The 23,028-nt window shown below is 51.2% G+C and carries 19 protein-coding genes; 11 read left to right on the forward strand and 8 right to left on the reverse strand.

Annotation, left to right across the window (positions count from 1 at the left end; genetic code table 11):
• The coding region (locus G465_RS15430; protein WP_155846514.1) for a zinc ribbon domain-containing protein at positions 1-168 on the forward strand (168 nt) is incomplete at its 5' end.
• Positions 169-315: 147 nt separating this feature from the next.
• Here the strand turns inward: G465_RS15430 and G465_RS0107575 are convergent.
• The 7 genes from G465_RS0107575 to murJ form a co-directional block, all read right to left on the reverse strand.
• Positions 316-1,899, reverse strand: coding sequence for a methyl-accepting chemotaxis protein (locus tag G465_RS0107575; protein ID WP_022653885.1), 1,584 nt, complete (start codon positions 1,897-1,899; stop codon positions 316-318).
• Between the two features lie 213 nt (positions 1,900-2,112).
• Positions 2,113-4,125 (reverse strand): methyl-accepting chemotaxis protein, encoded by a 2,013-nt coding sequence (locus tag G465_RS13965; RefSeq protein WP_022653886.1) that lies wholly within the window; start codon positions 4,123-4,125, stop codon positions 2,113-2,115.
• A 172-nt stretch (positions 4,126-4,297) separates the two neighbouring features.
• Entirely contained in the window at positions 4,298-4,669 is a 372-nt protein-coding gene (gene trxA, locus G465_RS0107585; RefSeq protein WP_022653887.1) for a thioredoxin, read from the reverse strand.
• A gap of 107 nt (positions 4,670-4,776) precedes the next feature.
• Positions 4,777-6,177, reverse strand: a complete 1,401-nt coding sequence (locus G465_RS0107590; RefSeq protein ID WP_022653888.1) for an L-serine ammonia-lyase — start codon at positions 6,175-6,177, stop codon at positions 4,777-4,779.
• 33 nt (positions 6,178-6,210) lie between these two features.
• Positions 6,211-7,038, reverse strand: a complete 828-nt coding sequence (gene queF, locus G465_RS0107595) for an NADPH-dependent 7-cyano-7-deazaguanine reductase QueF (protein ID WP_022653889.1) — start codon at positions 7,036-7,038, stop codon at positions 6,211-6,213.
• 78 nt (positions 7,039-7,116) lie between these two features.
• Complete coding sequence (locus G465_RS0107600) at positions 7,117-9,360, reverse strand: arginine/lysine/ornithine decarboxylase (protein WP_022653890.1); 2,244 nt, start codon at positions 9,358-9,360, stop codon at positions 7,117-7,119.
• 222 nt (positions 9,361-9,582) lie between these two features.
• Complete coding sequence (gene murJ / locus G465_RS0107605; protein WP_022653891.1) at positions 9,583-11,118, reverse strand: murein biosynthesis integral membrane protein MurJ; 1,536 nt, start codon at positions 11,116-11,118, stop codon at positions 9,583-9,585.
• Between the two features lie 126 nt (positions 11,119-11,244).
• Between murJ and rpsT the strand changes: the two genes are divergently transcribed.
• Complete coding sequence (gene rpsT / locus G465_RS0107610) at positions 11,245-11,511, forward strand: 30S ribosomal protein S20 (protein WP_022653892.1); 267 nt, start codon at positions 11,245-11,247, stop codon at positions 11,509-11,511.
• A gap of 90 nt (positions 11,512-11,601) precedes the next feature.
• Here rpsT and G465_RS0107615 read toward each other — a convergent pair whose 3' ends face one another.
• The gene (locus G465_RS0107615; RefSeq protein WP_027405284.1) at positions 11,602-12,591 is read right to left on the reverse strand and encodes a malate dehydrogenase; all 990 of its coding nucleotides are present in this window, start codon (positions 12,589-12,591) and stop codon (positions 11,602-11,604) included.
• A 382-nt stretch (positions 12,592-12,973) separates the two neighbouring features.
• Here G465_RS0107615 and G465_RS0107620 point away from each other — a divergent pair, with 382 nt between their 5' ends.
• The 9 genes from G465_RS0107620 to odhB all read left to right on the forward strand — a co-directional run bounded on the left by G465_RS0107620 (position 12,974) and on the right by odhB (position 23,026).
• Complete coding sequence (locus tag G465_RS0107620) at positions 12,974-13,714, forward strand: GntR family transcriptional regulator (RefSeq protein ID WP_022653894.1); 741 nt, start codon at positions 12,974-12,976, stop codon at positions 13,712-13,714.
• A gap of 241 nt (positions 13,715-13,955) precedes the next feature.
• The gene (sdhC, locus tag G465_RS0107625; protein WP_027405286.1) at positions 13,956-14,330 is read left to right on the forward strand and encodes a succinate dehydrogenase, cytochrome b556 subunit; all 375 of its coding nucleotides are present in this window, start codon (positions 13,956-13,958) and stop codon (positions 14,328-14,330) included.
• The gene (gene sdhD, locus G465_RS0107630) at positions 14,324-14,668 is read left to right on the forward strand and encodes a succinate dehydrogenase, hydrophobic membrane anchor protein (RefSeq protein ID WP_022653896.1); all 345 of its coding nucleotides are present in this window, start codon (positions 14,324-14,326) and stop codon (positions 14,666-14,668) included. Before sdhC ends, sdhD begins: the two co-directional genes overlap by 7 nt.
• Positions 14,668-16,440 carry a succinate dehydrogenase flavoprotein subunit gene (sdhA, locus tag G465_RS0107635; protein WP_022653897.1) on the forward strand — a complete coding sequence of 591 codons (1,773 nt, stop codon included), beginning with the start codon at positions 14,668-14,670 and terminating at the stop codon, positions 16,438-16,440. The genes sdhD and sdhA overlap by 1 nt, the downstream gene beginning before the upstream one ends.
• A 12-nt stretch (positions 16,441-16,452) precedes the next feature.
• On the forward strand, positions 16,453-17,163 hold the full coding sequence (locus G465_RS0107640) for a succinate dehydrogenase iron-sulfur subunit (protein WP_022653898.1): 711 nt from the start codon (positions 16,453-16,455) through the stop codon (positions 17,161-17,163).
• Positions 17,160-17,423, forward strand: coding sequence for an FAD assembly factor SdhE (locus G465_RS0107645; protein WP_022653899.1), 264 nt, complete (start codon positions 17,160-17,162; stop codon positions 17,421-17,423). Before G465_RS0107640 ends, G465_RS0107645 begins: the two co-directional genes overlap by 4 nt.
• A 55-nt stretch (positions 17,424-17,478) precedes the next feature.
• Positions 17,479-18,768, forward strand: coding sequence for a citrate synthase (gltA, locus tag G465_RS0107650; RefSeq protein ID WP_027405287.1), 1,290 nt, complete (start codon positions 17,479-17,481; stop codon positions 18,766-18,768).
• A gap of 126 nt (positions 18,769-18,894) precedes the next feature.
• On the forward strand, positions 18,895-21,723 hold the full coding sequence (locus G465_RS0107655; RefSeq protein WP_027405288.1) for a 2-oxoglutarate dehydrogenase E1 component: 2,829 nt from the start codon (positions 18,895-18,897) through the stop codon (positions 21,721-21,723).
• 58 nt (positions 21,724-21,781) lie between these two features.
• Positions 21,782-23,026 (forward strand): 2-oxoglutarate dehydrogenase complex dihydrolipoyllysine-residue succinyltransferase, encoded by a 1,245-nt coding sequence (gene odhB / locus G465_RS0107660; protein ID WP_022653902.1) that lies wholly within the window; start codon positions 21,782-21,784, stop codon positions 23,024-23,026.
• The last annotated feature ends 2 nt before the right edge of the window (positions 23,027-23,028 follow it).

The raw sequence follows: 23,028 nt of genomic DNA on the forward strand, positions 1-23,028 counted from the left end.
CCACAAAACACCAGCCGCACTTGCCCAAGCTGCGGTCATGTATCAGCAAATAACCGCCAAACTCAGGCGAAATTTGCTTGTGTGCAATGTGGCTATGAAAACCACGCCGATGTTGTCGGTGCGATCAATGTTCTAAAACGCGGCCAAGCTATCTTAGCTGCCGCATAAATCACAAAAAGGGTAGGACATACCCAGTTCGCCTGTGAAGTGAGTGGTGCAGTCATGCCGCCAGCAGCAGGAACCCACCGAAGCGACTTTAGGCTGAGTTAGCCCAAAGCGCCGTAGGAATCCCCGCTCTTTAGGGCGGGGAGGATGTCAAGCCTCGAGTTGGAAGCGGTTTACCACCAATAAGCGGGTTTCTGCTGCATGGGAGAGTGCCTCGACTTGCTGATGTGATGCCGAAACCACCGACACCGTATGATCGGCGCCTTCGGCTAACGCTTCGAGGCGATCAGACATAATATGACTGGTACGCGCTTGTTCTTCGGCTTCTTCGGCGAGTTTGCGGAACGCTTCCGCCAACGCTACTACCTCCTGACCAATGCCATCTAACTCACTGACAATAATCTGTCCATCCTCAACACCACGCACACTGGCCTCGGCTGCTGCGCCTACCGCTTCTTGAGCCGCACTGATTTCTGTTTTGACATGCTCAGCCAAGCGTGAAATGTCTGCAGTAGAAGCCGCCGTACGTTCGGCCAATTTGCGTACTTCATCCGCGACTACCGCAAACCCCCGCCCTTGTTCCCCTGCGCGAGCTGCTTCAATCGCCGCATTTAAGGCCAATAAATTGGTTTGGGCCGCGATATCTTGGATGCTGATGCTAATTCGTTCAATCTCTTGAATGCGATTGGCTAACAGGTTCATTCTTGCTACCGCATCGCGCACCACATGCCCCGAATCGGCCAAATCTGCCGCTGCTTTTTTGCCGGTAATCCCTGCTTCATGGGCGCGTCGTTCGGCCTCGGTGGCTGCTGTTGCTGACTCTGCTGCGCTCAGCGCCATGTGGTGAACCAGCTCGCCCACTTCTTCAATTTCATTCGCTACCGCCGTCACTGCCTCCGAATGTTCTCGCGTATGTTCACGCACGCGCTGACTCATCGCTGCCAGTTGGCGCGCACCTTCGTCCAACTCTGCTGCATGTTGTCGGCCATCGAGCAACAGATCGACTAAGGTGTGAATAAAATGATTAAAAGCCTGTGCCACTTCACCAATTTCATCGTTGTTACCCACCGGCAAGCGCTGGCGTAAATCACCTGTCGCCAATAAACCACAAACCGCGCTCATGTGTTTCAAGCGGCGAGCTAACGATTGGCTGACCCAAATTTGACTGCCCACAATCAACACCGCCGATAAAGCCAGTGGAATCAAAATTCCTAAAAAAAGGTTGTTGATGCGCTGCTTTGCTTGTTCACGCGCCGCCACTGCCCGTTTTTGTTCAATCGCAATCAAACCATCAATTTCACTGACCATTGGTGCCATATAAATGCGGTAGATTTGCTCAGGAATGGCAATCGCGTCTTCAGGCGCGGTAGCGGCAATTTTGACTGCACTTTGAAATTGCTTAAGGTAGTTCTTCCAATTTTGATTGATTTGTTCATCCAAACGCTGATGTTCGCTTGGTTCGAGATCATCACGCAACGCCAACAATTCAGCCTGAATTAGCTCATCGGTTTGGCGCAGCACTTTATCGGTTTCTTCCAAAATCGGATCAGCTCGCGCTACTGAGAGTGCATTCGCTTTGACTGTCGTTAGGCGAAAGATCGCATCTTGCCGTGTTTCATAACTGGCAAATCGCGCTTCGAGTTGTTGCAACTGCCACGCATTGCCGCCCATCACTGCCAAAAGAGCGAGGGTGGCTGATGCTGCAAGTGCATATAAACGGGTGGAAATTTTCATTAGAGACACAGCTCCAGACACCATAGCCGGTAGGATTTAGCGCGGTGGAAGTAAGAAAACCGCGCCAAGCCTACGGGGGAGATGTGACAGGATTGTGTCAAAATATGAATGATAAAATGAAAATTTTATCGCAATGACAAAACGGAATTTTATGACGAGTTAAGCCACTATCTTTATTAAAACAGTGGCTTAACTTATGCCATTGGTTGGTATTTAATCTTCTGAGAATTGCAACTTTGACGCTGTTTTTACCAAATTTATCGTTTGATCATCAAGCGATTTGGTTGCCGCGAGGGTTTCTTCTGCCACAGCGGCATTATGTTGTGTCGTGGCGTCAATTTCACGCAACGCAGCATTTAAGTTAATAAAACCATCGGCGTGAGTGGCGTTGGCTCGGGCAATTTCCCCCATCAAACCGTGTACCTGTTCTACGACCGTGACCACTTGTTGTAATGCCACGCCAACTTGTGCGGCGCGTTGTTTTGAATCAGCCATTTTAGCGGTCGATTCGGTAATCAAGGCGTCAATTTGATGAGCTGCATCAACCGAGCGTTGGGCCAAGGCGCGCACCTCATCCGCCACCACAGCAAATCCGCGTCCGGCTTCACCCGCCCGCGCCGCTTCAATGGCGGCATTCAAGGCCAACAAATTGGTTTGTTCAGCAATGCCATCCATCACCCCAACAATGGCACGAATACGATCCGAGCTGCTGGCTAAGGCGGCAATCTCATCCACTAAAGCCGACATCTGTAAACCACTGTGAGAGGCCAATTGTTCTGCTTCACGGCTGATGCTGGCCGCTTGTTGGGTGCGTTCAGCATTCTGCGCCACGCCTTGGCTCATTTCGTTGGCGCTAGCTGAAATTTCTTCTAGGCTGGCAGCCTGACGTTCTGTTGCCATCGCCACTTGACTGCTGGCGGCGATTAACTGTTGGGTGGCGACTTCTAAGGCTTCGCTGCTGCTCTGCACCGTCTCAGCCACAGCAGACGCGGTATGTAACATCTCTCGCCGGCGTTGTTGGGCATAGCGCAGCGCGCTTTGCATTTGATCGAGGGCGGCTAAGAGTTCACCGGTTTCATCGTGTGATTGAATGTCGATGCGATTTTCAAATTGACCTTGGGCAATCGCGGCGGCAATTTGATTGGCGCGTGCCAAGGGTTGACGCACCATTTGTTTGGCTAACCAGAAAATCAGCGCGCCAACAATCAAGGTCAAAATACCCGTTACCAGAAACACGCGCAGCGTCAGCTGCAAACTCAGTTGATGGAATTCATCTTGGTAAGAAGAGGTGCCAATTAACCAATTCCATGTAGGGGCAATGGCGAAGGCGGCAATTTTCTCTCGCTCACCTTCTTTATCGGCCCAGCCATAGGTTAATACCCCTTGTTTGCGCTCCAACATCGCTTGCACCAGCGGGAAACCACGGCTGTCTTTCACCTCTAACAGACTTTTATTTTGTTGTGTTGGGTGAATAATCGCTACGCCATATTTATCACCAGGGCGGGCATTGATCGCGAAGGCATAGCCAGTATCACCAACTTTCACTGATTCAATCCGTTTTTTTAAGTCGGCCAGACTTTGCGTAAATTCCAAACCAACAAATAAAGCACCAATGACCTGCTTCTGTTCATCTAACAGTGGATGATAGTGGGTAATGTAATCGCGGCCAAACAACAATGCCGGTCCCCAAAATGGTTCGCCTTTCATCAAGGTGGCGTAGGCGGGGTGTTGTCGATCGAGTTTGGTACCAATGGCACGGAGGCCATCTTCTTTTTTCAAAGAAGTAGTGATTCGAACAAAATCATCACCATCGCGGACAAAAATCGTGGCTACGACTGCGCCATCCAATGTATTGGTAAAGCTATCCACGGTTGAAAAATCATTATTGACTAACTGATGACCTGACCATAAAGCGGGTGCTGTTTCAGTGCCAACAGCAATACGTTGGGTGGTGTCTAATCTAAAATCATCGTCATAGCGATCACGCAATAATTCAGCCATTTGATCGGCGGTTTGGTTTTGGACTTGTGCCACCGATTCCACCATATCCACAATTTGCTGGTTTTGAATGGAGAGCCGTTCGACTGTCGCTTGGTCAAGCAACGTGCTGCCAGCGCGGTTGATGTAAAAGCCCGCGACCAACGAGCCAATCGTGAGGAAGATAAAAGCCACCAAACTGAGCTTAGTGGCAATCGAGGCATGGCGTAAAAAAGCAGGTTGTTGCATAGAGGAACACTTTATGAAACAAGAAAACTACTCATTTTAGCTAAAAAATCAAAATTTTTACAAAAAATTAAGGCAAACAATAAATTTAAGAAATATTCTTGTCTTAAACCGGTAAAAACGCAGAATAAAAAAGGGGTCGATTACGACCCCTTTAGTGGAAAATAGTGCAGGATTAATTGTCTTTGGCTTGGTTCTCTGCAATTTCTTTATGAACTTCTGCCATATCAATCGCACGAATTTGTGTAATCAGTTGTTCCAACGATGCTGCTGGTAAAGCGCCGGCTTGGTTATACAACATCACTTGTTCGCGGAATACCATCAGCGTTGGGATGGAGCGAATATTAAACGCGGCTGCCAGCGCTTCTTCCTGTTCGGTATTGACCTTGGCAAACACAATGTCAGGGTGTTTTTCTGCTGCCGCTGCAAAAGTGGGAGCAAAACTGCGGCAAGGGCCACACCACGGTGCCCAAAAATCAATAATTACCGTTTTATCTGGTTGGATCGCTTGCTCGAAATCAGCAGCAGTCAGTTCGATAACAGCCATAACTGTCCCCTTTCAGGACCAAAAATTCATCTCTACAACTGATGGCAAGCACAGGCAATACAAGCAAACGCAGTGATTGAATTTTGCAATCATTGAGATAGCCAAACTCAACACTCAACGATATTGACCGGTACTGTCACCACATTGACCGCCAAACCACCGCGTGCGGTTTCCTTATACTTGCTGCTCATATCTCGCCCCGTATCGCGCATGGTTTTAATCACGCGATCGAGTGAGACAAAGTGTTCGCCATCGCCACGCAACGCCATCCGCGCCGCGTTAATTGCCTTAATTGAGGCCATCGCATTGCGTTCGATACACGGCACCTGAACCAAACCGCCGACAGGATCACAGGTCAAGCCCAAGTTATGCTCCATCGCAATTTCTGCTGCATTTTCGACTTGTGCCGGTGTGCCGCCCAATACTTCCGTGAGCCCAGCCGCCGCCATCGAACAGGCTGACCCCACTTCGCCCTGACAGCCCACTTCTGCACCTGAGATCGATGCATTAAGCTTGAACAAAATGCCCACCGCCGCCGCAGTCAATAAGAAACGAATCACGCCCTCGGCATTAGCTTGTGGCACAAAACGGCTGTAGTAATGCAATACCGCAGGGATAATCCCTGCCGCGCCATTGGTTGGTGCTGTTACCACACGCCCACCAGCAGCATTTTCTTCATTGACTGCCAAAGCATACAAATTCACCCAATCGAGGACTGTTAGCGGATCGGTTAAGGCAGCTTCAGGACGGGCTAGTAATTGGCGGTAGAGATCTGCAGCTCGGCGTTTGACTTTCATTCCCCCCGGCAAAATACCCTCACGTTCGCAGCCACGTTTGACACAACCTTGCATCACTTGCCAGATGGCGAGTAGTTGTTGCCGAATTTCCTCTTCTGAACGCCAGATTTTTTCGTTTTCCCACATGATTTGGCTCATGCTCATCTGGTGTTGCTGACAGAGTGCCAACAATTCCTGCCCTGTGCGAAATGGGTAGGGCAACACTTCGGCGGTGGGTGGGGTAAAGCCATCGGCAACGGCGGCTTCATCGACGATAAACCCCCCGCCAACCGAATAAAAAGTGCGTTGAGCAAGGCATTCGCCGCTGCTGTCGTAGGCGAAAAACTGCATCCCATTGGGGTGAAAAGGCAGGCTTTTCCGTTTATGCAGCTGTAAGTGTTCGCTTTCGACAAAACGAATCACCTGTGTGCCTGCTAACCGTAATTGTTGCTGTTGGCGAATCTCGGCAATGCGTTGTGGGGCTAAGTCGGGGTCGGTGGTGTCCGGATTTTCCCCCAGCAAGCCCAACATCACCGCCGTATCACTGCCGTGTCCCTTGCCGGTGGCGCCTAACGAGCCAAACAACTCAACCTTAACTTGTGCGACCGCGCTTAATTGCTGCTCACGCTGCAGGCGGTGGATAAATTGTTTGGCTGCCCGCATCGGGCCTACCGTGTGTGAACTGGAAGGGCCAATGCCGATCTTGAATAAATCAAATACGCTGATTGCCATCTTCCACCCCTTTAGCAAATAAAAAGAGCAATATTATTGCCGCGCTGTGCGGGCAAGGCTAGGGATAAATGTCGGGTCGGTGCTGCGCAACGGGTTAATATCTAGCCCGCCTCGGCGGGTATAACGGGCGTAGACAGTTAACCGTATGGGCGCACAGGTACGCCAGATGTCGATAAAAATTCTTTCCACACACTGTTCGTGAAATTCATTGTGTTGGCGAAAACCAATCAGATAACGCAACAGGCTTTCACGGTCGATTTGTCGGCCATGATAGTGAATTTGCACACTGCCCCAATCCGGCTGTCCAGTGACCAAACAATTTGATTTCAGCAACTGTGATGACAGGGTTTCCGTCACAACGCTTTCAGCCCCAACGCGTAATTTTTCCGGTTGTGGGTGATAGTTTGTTACCTCGATATCCTGTTCATCCAAGCTTTCACCATCCAACTCAGCCAGCGTCAATTGAGAAAATTGCTGTGGAGAAAATACCTCGACGTGCACTGGCTTACCGCAGGCATTACCAAGATCCAACGCCAATTGTGCTTGCAGGGTTGCCACATCGGGCAATTTGGTTTGGTTATAGCTATTGAGATAGAGTTTGAATGACTTTGACTCGATCAAATAAGGCGAATCGGCAGGAATGGCAAAGCGCACGATGGCGATTTGTGGTTTTCCTTTCGCATTCAGCCATGAGACCTCATACCCTGTCCAAAAATCGGTGCCAAAAAAAGGCAAGGCTTGGCCGTCAATCAATAGTTCATCGCGTTTATCTTGGCGTGGAATGGGAAACAATAATTCAGGTGCATAGTGCTCAATATAGTCGGTGTTTTTGCCTAAGGGCGATGCTTCGGGTCGCGCCATGGTGTTACCTCATCTCATCATCAAACAAAAACAGCGCGGTAGATCACCGCGCTGCTTCATGTTGTATCATGAACGGATTTAATCGCGGACGCAATCGACGTAATAGCCAAACACGCCGTCAACCTCGGTTTTTACCAAACCGTGAATATCGGTTTCGAAACCAGGGAAATGCTCGTTAAATTCACGGGCAAATTTCAGGTAATCGACAATCGTACGGTTAAAGCGTTCCCCAGGAATCAACAACGGAATCCCTGGAGGATAAGGCGTTAACAGAATGGCTGTTACACGGCCTTCTAACTCATCCAGCGGCACCCGATCAATCTCGCGGTGCGCCATCTTGGCAAAGGCATCGGTTGGGCGCATCGCTGGCACCATGTCCGACAGATACATTTCTGTGGTCAGGCGTGCCACGTCTTTTTCACGGTACACAGCATGGATTTGTTGGCACAAATCACGCAGACCAACGCGCTCATAGCGAGGGTGTTTCGCCACAAACTCTGGCATCACGCGCCATAACGGCAGGTTACGATCATAGTCATCTTTGAACTGTTGTAACTCAGTGACCATGGTGTTCCAACGACCTTTGGTAATGCCGATGGTGAACATGATAAAGAAGCTATACAGACCGGTTTTCTCAACAATAATGCCGTGTTCAGACAGATATTTGGTCACAATCGCCGCCGGAATGCCGCGTTCGGCAAACTCACCATCCACATCTAAACCAGGGGTGATGATGGTGGCCTTGATTGGGTCGAGCATATTAAAGCCCTCGGCCAACTCACCAAAGCCATGCCAACGCTCACCGGCATTCAACATCCATGCATCGCGCTCTTCCAGCCCTTCTTCTGATAAATCCGCTGGGCCCCACACTTTAAACCACCACGACTCACCTAACTCGGCATCCACCTTGCGCATCGCACGGCGGAAATTCAGTGCTTCGGCAATCGATTCTTCCACCAACGCTGGGCCACCGGGGGCTTCCATCATCGCAGCCGCCACATCGCACGAGGCAATAATTGCGTATTGTGGCGAGGTTGAGGTGTGCATCAAATACGCTTCATTGAACAAATCGCGGTCAAGCGCGGTATTTTGTGCATCTTGTACCAAAATTTGTGAGGCTTGAGACAGACCAGCTAACAGCTTGTGGGTGGATTGGGTGGAAAATACCATCGATTCACGGCAACGAGGACGTTCCTCGCCAATGGCGTGGTAATCACCATAAAAATCATGGAAAGCGGCATGTGGCAGCCACGCTTCATCAAAATGCAGCGTGTCAATCTCGCCATCGAGCATCTCTTTAATCATTTCCACGTTGTAGAGCACACCATCGTAGGTGCTTTGGGTAATGGTCAAGATGCGTGGTTTGGCTTGTTTATCGAGGATAAAAGGGTTGGCTTCGATTTTGCGGCGAATCGTCTCGGGGCTAAATTCCGATTTTGGAATCGGGCCGATAATCCCGTAGTGGTTGCGAGTCGGGGTCAAAAACACAGGGATGGCGCCGGTCATCATAATCGCGTGCAAAATCGATTTGTGGCAGTTGCGATCCACCACCACGATATCACCTGGGGCGACTGTCGAGTGCCAAACAATTTTGTTGGAAGTCGAGGTCCCGTTGGTAACGAAGAACAAATGATCGGCGTTGAAAATTCGTGCGGCATTGCGTTCGGACGCTGCGACAGGGCCGGTGTGGTCGAGCAATTGCCCCAATTCATCCACCGCATTACACACATCAGCACGCAGCATATTTTCACCAAAAAATTGGTGGAACATCTGACCGACAGGGGATTTCAAAAACGCCACCCCACCGGAATGACCGGGGCAGTGCCAAGAGTAAGAACCATCTTGCGCATAGTGGGTCAGCGCACGGAAAAACGGTGGTGCTAAGGTGTCTAAATAGGCTTTGGCTTCACGCACCACATAACGGGCGATAAATTCTGGCGTGTCTTCAAACATGTGAATAAAGCCGTGTAACTCACGCAACACATCATTAGGGATGTGGCTGCTGGTACGGGTTTCACCATGCAGAAAAATCGGAATATCGGCATTTTTAAAACGAATTTCTTCGACGAATGTACGCAAACTGCTAATCGCAATTTGTGAGGCCTCGGGCGACAAAAACTCTTCATCATCAATCGACAAAATAAAAGCTGAAGCCCGCGATTGCTGTTGTGCAAACGAAGACACATCACCATAACTGGTGACGCCTAAGACTTCCATACCTTCGTCTTCAATCGCTTTAGTGAGGGCGCGAATACCGAGGCCAGAGGTGTTCTCCGAGCGAAAATCTTCGTCAATGATGATGATGGGAAACTGAAAGCGCATGGCGTTTTAACCTGACTTAAGGGCAACCAACGGGGTTGCACGGTAAAAAACAAGGGACAAGGCAAGCAGTATGTCGCGCCAAGATGACGTCTATCTTGCAGTGTTAAGGCTCGTACCACAGGCGGTACGGCCATAGCGCGGCGATTGTACGCGCCAGTGCCGTGCCGTGGGATAAAAATTGCGGTGTTTTCTGTGGCAAAACAGTGATTTTTTCGCTTCGATTTAGTGTTCGCGCCGCATAAACTGCCGAGGGCGGAAACCGAGAGCAAATAAGACCATGAAATAACTGGTGCCGCCGGCAATAATCAATAAAGCCAAGCCTACAGCGCGTTGCCATGCCGCCGCTTGCCAATCAAAAGGTAACACTGCCTGCAAGCCTAGCAACACCGCCGCCATCACTGCCAACGCACTACCGATTTTTACGGTAAACCCCAACCAACCTTGCTGTGGTCGATACATATTCCGCTTTAACAATTGCCGCAGGAGCAATAACGCATTGAGACACGCGCCAAGGCTGATTGCCAATGCCAAACCCGCATGTTGCATAGGCATAATCAGCAATAGATTGAGCAACTGGGTGGCGGCTAAGGTGATGATGCCAATACGTACTGGGGTTTTAATATCTTTTTGAGCATAAAACCCTGGCGCCAACACTTTGACCGAAATCAGCCCAACCAAACCGACGGCATACGCCATCAGCGCCCACGCTGTCATATCAGCATCATGCGTTGAAAATTGGCCGTACATAAACAAGGTGGCAATCAATGGTTTGGCCAATACCGCCAAGCCGACTGCCGAGGGTAAAGCCAACAACAACGACAAACGCAGCCCCCAATCTAACAAAGCAGAGAACGATTCTGCCGAAGCATTTGCCGCATGTTTTGATAACGAGGGCAACAAGATCGTACCCAAGGCAACACCCAACACGCCGGTGGGTAATTCCATCAAACGGTCGGCGTAATACATCCAAGACACACTGCCAGACACCAAAAATGAGGCAAAAATGGTGTTGATCACCAAAGAAATCTGACTGATTGAGACACCAAAAATCGCCGGCCCCATTTGTTTCACCACTCGTCGCACTGCTGCATCACGCCAATCGAGACGCGGCCACGGCAACATGCCGATTTTTGCTAAGGCAGGGAGTTGAAAGGCCAATTGTGCGATGCCGCCAATTAACACCGCCCACGCTAGGGCAAACACAGGCTGTTCTAAATAAGGGGCTAAAAACAACACACAACCAATAAAACTGATATTGAGTAAGGTCGGTGTAAAAGCAGGAATTGAGAATTGCCGCCAAGTGTTCAACACGCTGCCGGCTAACGAGGCCAAAGAAATAAACAAAATATAGGGAAAGGTAAGCCGCAGTAAATCAACGGTCAGAGCAAACTTTTCTGGACGATCACTGAAACCGGGGGCTGAAACCCAAATAATCCACGGTGCAATCACAATCCCGAGTAAGGTCACCGCAAGTAAGGCTAATGTGAGTAAGCCACTGATATGAGAGAGGAATTGTCGAGTGTCTTGGGCGTTTTTGTGTTCGCGGTATTCGGCCAGTACCGGCACAAAGGCCTGTGAAAAAGCCCCTTCTGCAAACACCCGCCGCAGTAAATTGGGCAACTTAAAAGCCACAAAAAAAGCATCGGTATATAACCCCGCACCAAAGCTGCGGGCAATAATCGCATCACGGACAAAACCCAAGACCCGAGACACTAACGTCATACTGCTGACGGTAAACAAGGCTTTAAGCAGATTCATCGCATATCGGCCAAAAAAGAAAACCAAGATGGTAAGACCTAAGCCCCTGTTCTTGCAAAAAGACCCTGTGCCAGCTAGAATTGACTGTTTAACAGATATCTGCTTTCTTCCTAGGAGAATCCCAACATGGCAAACAGCGCACAAGCACGCAAGCGTGCCCGTCAAGCCGAAGCCGCTCGCCAAATTAACGCTGGTCAACGCTCGCAGTTCCGTACCGCAGTCAAAAAAGTGTTAAAAGCTATCGCAGCCGGTGACAAAGCCGCAGCACAAACCGCTTTCCAAGCTTCGACCTGCGTGATCGACAGCATCGCCGACAAAGGCATCTTCCACAAGAACAAAGCTGCTCGCCATAAGAGCCGCTTGTCTGCTGCTATCAAGGCCATGGCTGCCTAATCACAGCCGGCTCTCAACAGCGCGCTTCGCTGTTGCAGCAAATAAAAAACCCCGACTGACGAGTCGGGGTTTTTGCATTCTGGCGAATGATTACAGCATGTGTTTCACTGCTTCGGCTTCGTCAGTCAACTCTTTCAGCGTGATGTTGATTTTTTCACGGCTGTATTCGTCGATTTCCAAACCTTCGATGATTTCGTAAGCACCGTTTGCACACTTGCATGGGAAGCCAAACACGATACCTTCTGGGATGCCGTAGCTGTTATCTGCTGGTGCAGGTACACCCATGGTGACCCACTCATCCGAACCTAACACCCAGTCGCGGATGTGGTCGATGGCAGCGTTGGCAGCAGAAGCAGCAGAAGACAAGCCACGCGCTTCGATAATCGCAGCACCACGCTTACCAACGGTTGGCAGGAACACATCGTTGTTCCACACGGCGTCGTTCACCAGTGCTTTCACGTTGTCGCCGTTCGAGGTGCAGAAGCGGTAGTCAGCGTACATCGTTGGGCTGTGGTTACCCCACACTACCAGTTGTTTCAGGCTGGATACTTCACGGCCAGTTTTGGCAGCCAACTGCGACAAAGCACGGTTGTGGTCTAAACGCAACATACCGTGGTAGTTTGCTGGGTTGGTGCGGCCCACTTTGATCGCAGCAGCGCGAGCAATGTAAGCGTTGGTGTTGCATGGGTTACCCACCACCAATACTTTGACGTCTTCTTTTGCGTTTTCAGCAATCGCTTTACCTTGAACAGTAAAGATTGCGCCGTTGGCTTCCAGCAAGTCGGCACGTTCCATCCCTTTGGAGCGAGGACGGGCACCCACTAACAAGCAAACGTCGGCATCTTTGAATGCCACATTCGGATCGTCGGTTGCAACCATACCGGCCAGCAACGGGAAGGCGCAGTCTTCCAGCTCCATCATCACGCCTTTGACGGCGTTTTGAGCTTGAGGCAAGTCGAGCAATTGCAGGATAACAGGCTGATCTTTACCCAACATTTCGCCAGAAGCGATACGGAACAACAGGCTGTAACCGATTTGGCCGGCAGCGCCGGTTACGGCAACACGAACGGGTGCTTTCATGAGGCATTTCTCCATTGCAGTGCGTCTTAGGGTTTGACATCTTCTCTCGCCCGTTTTTTTGAGCAGAGAGTGTTACTGCGCGCTTCATCTCAAAAAAAACGAGATGAATTGCAACATCAGTTTTCTGAAATATAAGCAATCGCGGACATTTCTCTCCCTGTGTGAACCCAATTGAGTTGGGTGGGAGAGTGGGCGCTGACCTGAGCTAAGATGCGTCATGCTCTCTGTCCGGTATCGAGCCGCAGTTTAGCACTGATACTGGGTTTTGTGTGCGGGCAAACTGTGGAAATTTCCGCAACAAATGCGAATTATCTTGTGTCTTATATAAGACCTATCTGGACGGTGAAGGGTATTTAATGCTAAAATAATGCTAAAAAGCGCCATGTCACAACAGACGCAACTTCCGAAACCAGATTACCAGCCGCTGTATGCGCAAATTCACCAGCATTTAGCGAGTCGAATTGCGCAAGGTGAATGGCAACCTCACGAAGCTTTGCCAAGCGAATGGGATTTAGCTGACGCGCTTGGGGTCAGCCAAGGGACAGTAAGAAAAGCCCTGACTGATTTGGTGAGGGATGGTTGGTTATACCGACAACAAGGACGAGGTACTTTTGTCGCGCCTAGCCTCAGTGAGTGGGGCGGGGCGGATATCGTGAGTCCGTTGGGGTTTACCGAACAAGCAGAACAACCTATTGGTGAACTGATTGGTTGTTCTAAGGTCAATGCAGCAGATGAGATTGCCGAGGGCCTCGGCCTACGGCGCGGTGCACCGGTCTATCGGATTCGCAAGCTGTGGCGACTCGAAGGCGTCCCGATTGCGATGGATGACGCATATTGTCCAGTCGAGCCCTATCCGGGGATTGACGCCAGACAACTGCGACAACATGACGGCAGCCTGTATCAATTGTTAGAACGACAGCACGCGATGCGAGTGCGTTTTCGTACTTCGTTACTGCGGGCAGTCATACCGGGACGAGAAGATTTACAACTTTTACGTCCCGAAGATGGCTCGGCTCCAATGCTGGCCATCATCAGAATCGCTGAAAGCTGGTCAGGCGAAGCCGTAGAATGGCGGTATCGTCTGTGTCGCTGTACACGCTGGGCTTACCGGCCTAGTGTGTGATGCGTTTCTTGTTTTGTCATGGCCGTGCGGACACCCCGCGCCGACAAAACAGGTAAACAAACCCGAGGACAAACGGGTTTTTTGCTAGAATCCGGCCCTTCGATCACTAAGCAGTCATCTGCTGGGGTTCGGAAAGCAGGTCGCGACGAGCGCCGCCGCGGCCGGATGCGGTTCCGGGGTAACCCGGAGTATTGTCAACCGTTCAGGTGTGTAGTTTCACAAGGAAACCTCCATGCAAGCCATGCAGAAGAAACGCCCCAAACACCTTGATCTGGGAAAAATCCGCTTGCCGTTGCCTGGCATCGTGTCGATTTTGCACCGGATCTCGGGTGTCGGACTCTTTTTCACCCTCCCTTTCATTATTTATCTTCTCGGCGGTTCCTTAAGTTCTGCTGAAGCCTTCGAAACCTACCGTACAGTCATCGCTCACCCTCTGGTGAAGCTGATCCTGTTGGGTCTGTTGTGGGCTTACATGCATCACTTCTGTGCCGGCCTGCGCTTTTTGGCTTTGGACTTCCACAAAGGTCTTGAGCTGCAAACCGCTCGCTCCACCGCTCGCACTGTCATCATCGTCAGCCTTGCCTTGACCGTCATTATCGGAGGTATGCTGTGGTAAATCGTATTGTTGTAGGTGCACGCTACGGTCTGCGCGATTGGATCATGCAACGTGCTACCGCCGTGGTGATGGCCATTTATACCTTCGGCTTGGTGTTGTTTTTGTTGACTATGCCAGGGACGTACGAAGGCTGGCAGGCTTTCTTCAAAACCACTTGGGTGCAAGTGTTGACCCAAACCACCATCATCGCCCTGTTGTTGCATGTGTGGGTGGGTATTCGTGATGTGTGGATGGATTACATCAAACCTGTGGGTTTACGTTTAGCCTTACATCTGTTCACCATCGTTTGGTTGGTGGGCTGTCTGATTTATTCGATCAAAGTTGTTTGGGGGCTGTAATGAGTGTACCTGTCCGTCATTTTGACGCCGTGATCGTTGGGGCGGGTGGAGCCGGTATGCGCGCCGCCCTGCAATTGTCCGAAGCAGGTTTGAAGACTGCCGTTTTATCCAAAGTGTTCCCAACTCGCTCCCACACCGTGGCAGCCCAAGGTGGGGTGTCAGCTTCCTTGGGTAATTCCGAGGCTGACCACTGGCACTGGCACATGTATGACACCGTTAAGGGGTCGGACTGGCTGGGCGACCAAGACGCGATTGAGTTTATGTGCCGTGAAGCACCTAACGTCGTGGTGGAGCTGGAACACTTTGGGATGCCATTCGACCGTAACGAAGACGGCACGATTTACCAGCGTCCATTCGGTGGCCACATGTCCAACTTCGGTGAAAAGCCAGTGCGTCGCGCCTGTGCTGCTGCCGACCGGACTGGCCATGCGATGTTACATGCCTTATACCAACGCAACGTGCGCGCAAACACCCATTTCTTTGTCGAATGGATGGCATTAGATCTGGTGCGTGACAGCGAAGGTCGCGTGCAAGGCGTGGTAGCCATGGAAATGGAAACCTCGGAAATCTACGTTTTCCAAGCCAAAGCGACTTTATTCGCCACTGGCGGCGCTGGCCGTATCTACTCTTCTTCAACCAACGCCTTTATTAACACGGGTGATGGTTTGGGGATGGCGGCTCGTGCAGGGATTCCATTAGAAGACATGGAATTCTGGCAATTCCACCCAACAGGTGTTGCCGGCGCAGGTGTGCTGATTACCGAAGGTGTGCGTGGTGAAGGTGGTATCTTGCGTAACGCGCAAGGTGAACGTTTCATGGAACGTTATGCACCGAACGCAAAAGACCTCGCCTCGCGTGACGTGGTGTCGCGTGCGATGGTGACAGAAATCAATGAAGGCCGTGGCTGTGGCCCAGCAAAAGACCATGTGTTGTTGGACATCACCCACTTAGACCCGAATGTGATTATGTCTAAGTTGCCTGGCATTCGCGAAATTTCGATCAAGTTTGCGGGTGTGGACCCCATCAAAGCACCGATTCCTGTTGTGCCAACCTGCCACTATCAAATGGGCGGTATCCCGACTAACTACAAAGGTGAAGTCGTGGTGGAAGACAAGGTGGTGGAAGGGTTCTATGCCGCTGGTGAATGTGCATGTGCTTCGGTGCATGGTGCTAACCGTCTGGGTACCAACTCGCTGCTCGACTTGTTAGTGTTTGGTAAGTCTTCTGGTAACACCATGATTGACTACATCAAATCACAACCTAAGTCGTTGCCAGAATTGGCGACTGCTGATGTGGATCGTGCTTTGGCTCGTGTTGCTCGTTTCGACAACCAAACTAGCGGTGTCGAAGTGGATGCGGCTCGCAGCGCCATGCAGCGCACGATGCAGGCACATTGTGGTGTGTTCCGCTTCAAAGACATGCTGCAACAAGGTGTAACCAAGATTTTGGAAGTGGAAGAGATGGTGAAGAAAACCTTCATCCACGACAAATCCAAAGTCTGGAACACCGCTCGCGTCGAAGCCTTAGAGTTGGAAAACCTGATCGAAGTCGCCAAAGCTACCATGATCTCGGCCAACAACCGGACCGAATCGCGTGGGGCTCACGTGCGTGATGACGCACCTGATACCGCAGAAACACCGAACGGCCGCGACGACAAAAACTGGTTGAAGCATACGCTCTGGTATCGTGACGATAACCGTCTGGAGTACAAACCAGTCAACTTGAAGCCACTGACGGTTGAGACTATCGCGCTCAAGACCCGTTCTTACTAAGGGCACAAGATCATGACGACAACAACCTTGCAATTCCGCATCTATCGCTACAATCCTGACAAGGATGCAGCGCCTTATATGCAAGACATCGCTATCGAAGCTGACGAAACCGATCGTAAGCTGCTCGATGCGTTGGTTAAGTTAAAAGTGAAAGACGATACTTTATCGTTCCGTCGTTCCTGCCGCGAAGGTGTTTGTGGCTCGGATGCGATGAACATCAACGGTAAGAACGGCTTAGCTTGCTTGACCGATTTGAAAGATTTGAAACAGCCTATCGAACTGCGGCCTCTGCCTGGCTTGCCGATTATTCGCGATTTAATCGTGGATATGACCCAGTTCTTTAAACAGTATCACTCGATCAAACCGTACGTGCAAAACGACACACCGCCGCCCGAGCGCGAGCGTTTGCAATCGCCAGAAGACCGTAAAGAGTTGGATGGTTTGTACGAGTGCATTCTGTGTGCGTGCTGTTCGACATCGTGCCCGTCTTTCTGGTGGAACCCAGACAAATTCGTCGGCCCAGCTGGTTTGTTGGCTGCCTATCGCTTTATTGCTGATACTCGCGACTTGGCAACTAACGAACGTCTGGACAACTTAGACGATCCGTATCGTTTATTCCGCTGCCACACCATCATGAACTGTGTCGATGTATGTCCTAAGGGGCTCAACCCCACTAAGGCCATCGGCAAGATCAAAGATCTCATGGTACGGCGCGCAGTATGAGCGATTCGGCACGGGCAGAAATCTCGGAAGTTGAGAAAAAGCGACAACGTTGGCGTTCGCGTCGGGGTTTGTTAGAGCTTGATCTTGTGATTACGCGATTTCTCGCCCAACACTATGACGCACTCACACCAGACCAATTTGCAGCTTATGTTGAGTTATTAGATTGGCCCGACAATGATCTGCTTGATCTGGTAAACGAGAAGTGCGATGTCGACGCGCCGCACCTCGCTGAAATTGTGGCGATGTTGCGTCGTGTTTAGGAAGGTGCCCCGCATGGACGGGGCACTGTCAAATGTAACTACTGGGAGTAATGCTGTGGAAAACAACCGCAAAGTCACGCTGACCTATAACGACGGCCAGAACTTAGATTTTCCAATCATGGAAGGCACACTGGGCCCAAACGTCGTTGACATCCGGTCTTTTGCCAAGACAGGCATGTTCACCTTCGACCCTGGTTTCTTGGCGACCGCTTCGTGCGAATCCAAGATTACCTTTATTGATGGTGATGTGGGGCAGCTCTACTACCGTGGTTACCCAATTGAGCAATTAGCAGAAGAATCCGATTTCTTGGAAAGCTGCTATTTGCTGTTAAACGGCGAATTGCCAACCGCAGAACAAAAAGCAGAATTCGACCGCAAAATCATGCGCCACAACATGATTCACGATCAGCTGCAAAACCTATACAAAGGTTTCCGCCGCGACGCACACCCCATGGCGGTGATGGTCGGTGTGGTGGGTGCTTTGTCTGCGTTCTATCACGATTCGCTGGATATCAACGATCCTCACCACCGCGAAGTGTCGGCACACCGCTTGATCGCTAAAGTGCCAACTATCGCTGCCCAAGCCTACCGTTACAACAAAGGTTTGCCTTTCAGCTACCCACGTAACGATCTGACTTACGCCGAGAACTTCTTACACATGATGTTCTCGACCCCATGCGAAGAATACAAAGTCAACAAAGTGTTGGCTCGTGCGCTCGACCGTATCTTCATTTTGCACGCTGACCACGAACAAAACGCTTCGACCTCTACCGTTCGTCTGGCTGGTTCGTCTGGTGCTAACCCATTTGCGTGTATCGCTGCTGGTATCGCTTGCTTGTGGGGCCCATCGCACGGTGGCGCGAACGAAGCCGTGTTGAAGATGTTGGACGAAATCGGCTCGGTCGAAAACGTGCCAGCCTTTATGGAAGGCGTGAAAGCCAAAACGCATAAACTGATGGGCTTTGGTCACCGTGTTTACAAAAACATGGACCCACGTGCTGCCATCATGAAACGCACTTGCGATGAAGTGTTGAACGAACTGGGCTTGCACAACGATCCTAAGTTCAAACTGGCCATGGCGCTGGAAAAAATCGCGTTGGAAGACGAATACTTCATCGAACGCAAACTGTATCCAAACGTTGACTTCTACTCTGGTATCGTGTTGTCGGCAATTGGTATCCCAGTTTCGATGTTCACCCCAATTTTTGCCTTAGCTCGTACTGTTGGCTGGATCAGCCACTGGACTGAAATGATTGCAGACCCAACCATGAAGATTGGCCGTCCGCGTCAGCTCTACACCGGCGCACCACGCCGTGACTACGTCGCTCTCGCCGATCGCAAATAAGCGATAGCGTGATGAAGGAGGCTGCATCACAGCCTCCAACCATCGCAGCGACACCAAAAACAACAGGCCGCTGGCAGCTGCCAAGCGGTCGAACGCTGCACTACCGTAATTAGGGTCGATAACACCATGATGCAAACCTTGTACAGCCATTCACACCTGTTTGGTGGGAATGCTCCCTTTATCGAGGAACTGTACGAACAGTACCTCGCGGATGCCAACAGCGTAACAGCTGAATGGCGTGACTATTTCGATAAGCTGCAGCAAACTCCCGGTGCAGCCGACCGTGACGTCCCTCATCATCCTATTCAAGAATCCTTCGTTCAACTCGCCAAACAACCTCGTGGTTTTGCGCGCAAGAGCGAAGTGGCCGAATGGGACGCCATGCAAAAACAAGTGGCAGTGCTGAAACTGATCTCGGCCTACCGCGTCATGGGTTCTCGTTGGGCAAATCTCGATCCGCTCAAACGGATGGACACGGCACCCGTACCAGAACTCGATCCTGCATACCACGGCTTATCTGACGCTGATATGGCGGCACAGTTCAACACTGGTTCGTTAGTCGGCTTAGAAAAAGGTTCCTTGGCAGATATTCTCGCCCATCTGCGCCAGACGTACTGTGGCAGCATCGGCGTTGAATACATGCACATCATCGACTCGAAGCAAAAACGCTGGGTACAAGAACGCTTTGAAGGTTTGCGCTCGACCCCTCGCTATGATGTCGACACCAAAAAACGTGTATTAAAACAAGTCACCGCCGCTGAAACGCTAGAACGCTATTTGCATACCAAGTATGTGGGGCAAAAACGGTTCTCGCTCGAAGGTGGCGAGTCGATGATTGCTGCGTTAGACCGTCTGATTCAAGATGGCGGCAGCAAAGGCGTACAAGAAATTATCATCGGTATGGCCCACCGTGGTCGTCTCAATGTGTTGGTTAACACTTTGGGTAAATTACCACGCGATTTGTTCGCCGAATTCGAAGGCCGTCCTTCGGTTGAATTGCCATCTGGCGACGTGAAATACCACATGGGCTTCTCCACCGACTTGCCAACCCCCGGCGGTCCAGTCCATGTCTCGCTCGCGTTCAACCCTTCGCACTTAGAAATCGTCAACCCTGTGGTCGAAGGTTCGGTGCGTGCCCGTCAAGAACGTCGTAAAGACCTCGAACGCAAACAAGTGATTCCCGTGTTGATTCACGGTGATGCGGCGTTTGGTGGTTTAGGTGTGAACCAAGGGACATTCAACCTGTCCGGCACCCGTGGTTACGGCACCGGCGGTACCATTCACCTCGTGGTCAACAACCAAGTGGGCTTTACCACTTCCGACACCCGCGATATGCGTTCGACGCTGTATTGCACCGATGTCGCAAAAATGGTTGAAGCACCGATTTTCCACGTCAATGGTGATGATCCCGAAGCCGTGTGCTTTGTGATGCAGGCAGCGTTAGATTTCCGTAATGAATTCGGAAAAGATGTCGTCATCGACATGGTTTGCTTCCGTAAATTGGGCCACAACGAAGGTGATGACCCAATGCTGACGCAGCCGATGATGTACAAGAAAATCGCTAAACACCCCGGTGTGCGTGCCAAGTATGTCGAGCGCTTAGTCGCTGAAGGCGCGATTTCGCAAGAAGAAGCGGATGGTCTGATTGCCGCCTACCGCGCTGCTTTGGACAAAGGTGAACACGTTGAACAAACTGTGTTGACCAACTATCGCCGCGAACATGCCGTAGATTGGACACCTTACTTGGGTACCCACTGGGCACACCCAGTTAACACTGCCTTGCCAGTGACAGATATCCAACGCCTGACCGAAAAATTCACCACCGTCCCAGCAGATTTCAAACTGCACAACGCTGTGGCAAAAATTTTGGCTGCTCGCCGCGAAATGGCAGCGGGCACCCAAGCAATCGACTGGGGGATGGCAGAAACCTTAGCCTACGCCTCGTTGGTTGAATCGGGTCATCCGGTGCGTATTTCGGGTGAAGATTCTGGCCGTGGTACGTTTGCTCACCGCCATGCCGTATTGCACGATCAAAACCGCGAACGCTGGGATCAAGGCAGCTATGTGCCATTGCGCCATCTGTCCGATACCCAAGCCGATTTCTTGGTCATTGACTCGATCTTGAACGAAGAAGCGGTGTTGGCTTACGAATATGGCTACGCATGTTCTTCGCCTAACGAATTAGTCATCTGGGAAGCGCAGTTCGGTGACTTCGCCAACGGTGCCCAAGTGGCTATCGACCAATTTATTGTGTCCGGTGAAACCAAGTGGGGCCGTCTGTGCGGTCTGACCATGATTCTGCCACACGGCTATGATGGTCAAGGCCCAGAGCATAGCTCGGCACGGGTTGAGCGTTATTTGCAGCTGTGTGCTGAGCACAACATTCAAGTGCTGATGCCATCGACAGCCGCCCAAATGTTCCACCTGCTGCGTCGCCAAGTATTGCGCCCATATCGCAAGCCATTGGTGGTGATGCTGTCCAAGCGTCTGTTGCGCTACAAAGATTCGATGTCTTCGCTCGACGATATCGCTCACGGCAGCTTCTTGCCAGTGATTGCCGATAACGACGTGGCAGACGGCAAGAAAATCAAACGGGTGCTGCTGTGCGCGGGTCAGGTGTACTACGATTTGCTCAATGCACGTAAAGAACGTGAATTGCAAAACGACATCGCCATCTTGCGTGTTGAACAACTCTATCCCTTCCCCACCGAACAGTTGGGTGAAGAGCTGGCGAAATACCCGAACGCCAAAGAAATCGTTTGGGTACAAGAAGAGCCGAAGAACCAAGGCGCGTGGTACCAAATCCGCCATCGTCTTGAAGCGCAAATCAAACCTAAGCAAACGCTGGGTTTTGCCGGTCGTCCATCCTCGGCCTCGCCAGCAGTCGGTTATATGTCGAAACACGTTGCCCAGCTGAAACAGCTGCTCAACGAAGCCATGACCTTAAACAAATAATTTCACCCTGTGAAGCATATCGGCGGGTCGGTGATACCCGCCGTCTGGAGAAGACCGAATGAGCCTGATCGAAGTTACTGTCCCACAGTTGCCAGAATCCGTTTCCGAAGCCACCTTGATGAGCTGGCACAAAAAAGCGGGTGAATACGTCAATCGTGATGAAAACCTGATCGACCTTGAAACCGACAAAGTCGTGTTGGAATTGCCAGCACCACAAGCCGGTGTCTTGGTTGAAATCGTACAAAATGATGGTGCAACTGTGACCAGCGGCCAGTTGATTGCGCGTATCGACACCGCAGCCCAAGCCGGTGCCACCGCTGCACCTGTGGCCGCAACCGCTGCTCAACCTGCCGCAACCACCACTGCCGCTGCTGCTGATACCTCGGCTCAAGCGGGTCACAACCAAGTGATGGCCATGCCAGCTGCCAAAAAACTGGCCGCAGAAACCGGCGTTGAATTGGCTGGTTTGCAAGGCTCTGGCCGCGATGGTCGTGTCTTGAAAGAAGATGTCGTTGCCGCAGCGAACAAACCTGCTGCTGCACCTAAAGCTGCCGCACCCGCCATTGCTGCCCCAGCTGTCAACGTGGCCACCCTGTTGGGCGACCGCCCAGAACAACGCGTGCCAATGAGCCGCCTGCGTCAACGTGTTGCCGAACGTCTGGTGCAATCGCAACAAACCAACGCCATCCTCACCACCTTCAATGAAGTAAACATGAAGCCGGTGATGGATCTGCGTAACAAATACAAAGACAAGTTCGAAAAAGAACACGGCATCAAGCTGGGCTTTATGGGCTTCTTTGTCAAAGCGGCTGTAGCTGCATTGAAAAAATACCCAGTGTTGAACGCCTCGGTTGACGGCACCGATATCATTTACCACGGCTATTTTGATGTGGGTGTGGCCGTGGGCAGCCCACGTGGTTTAGTGGTGCCAGTGATCCGCAATGCTGATTTGTTGTCGTTGGCCGATATCGAGCGTCAGATTGCCGACTTCGGTAAGCGTGCCCAAGAAGGGAAATTGACGGTTGAAGAACTGACAGGCGGCACTTACACCATCTCGAATGGCGGGACTTTTGGTTCGATGATGTCAACCCCAATCATCAACCCACCACAATCTGCCATCCTTGGTATGCACGCCACCAAAGAACGTGCGATGGTCGAAAATGGCCAAGTTGTAGTGCGTCCAATGATGTACTTGGCACAATCTTACGACCACCGCATCATCGACGGTCGCGAAGCGGTGTTGTCTTTAGTGGCCATCAAAGAAGCCATCGAAGACCCAGCACGCCTGTTGCTCGATCTGTAAGC

The sequence above is a fragment of the Aquaspirillum serpens DSM 68 genome (assembly GCF_000420525.1).
Taxonomy (GTDB): Bacteria; Pseudomonadota; Gammaproteobacteria; order Burkholderiales; family Aquaspirillaceae; genus Aquaspirillum; species Aquaspirillum serpens.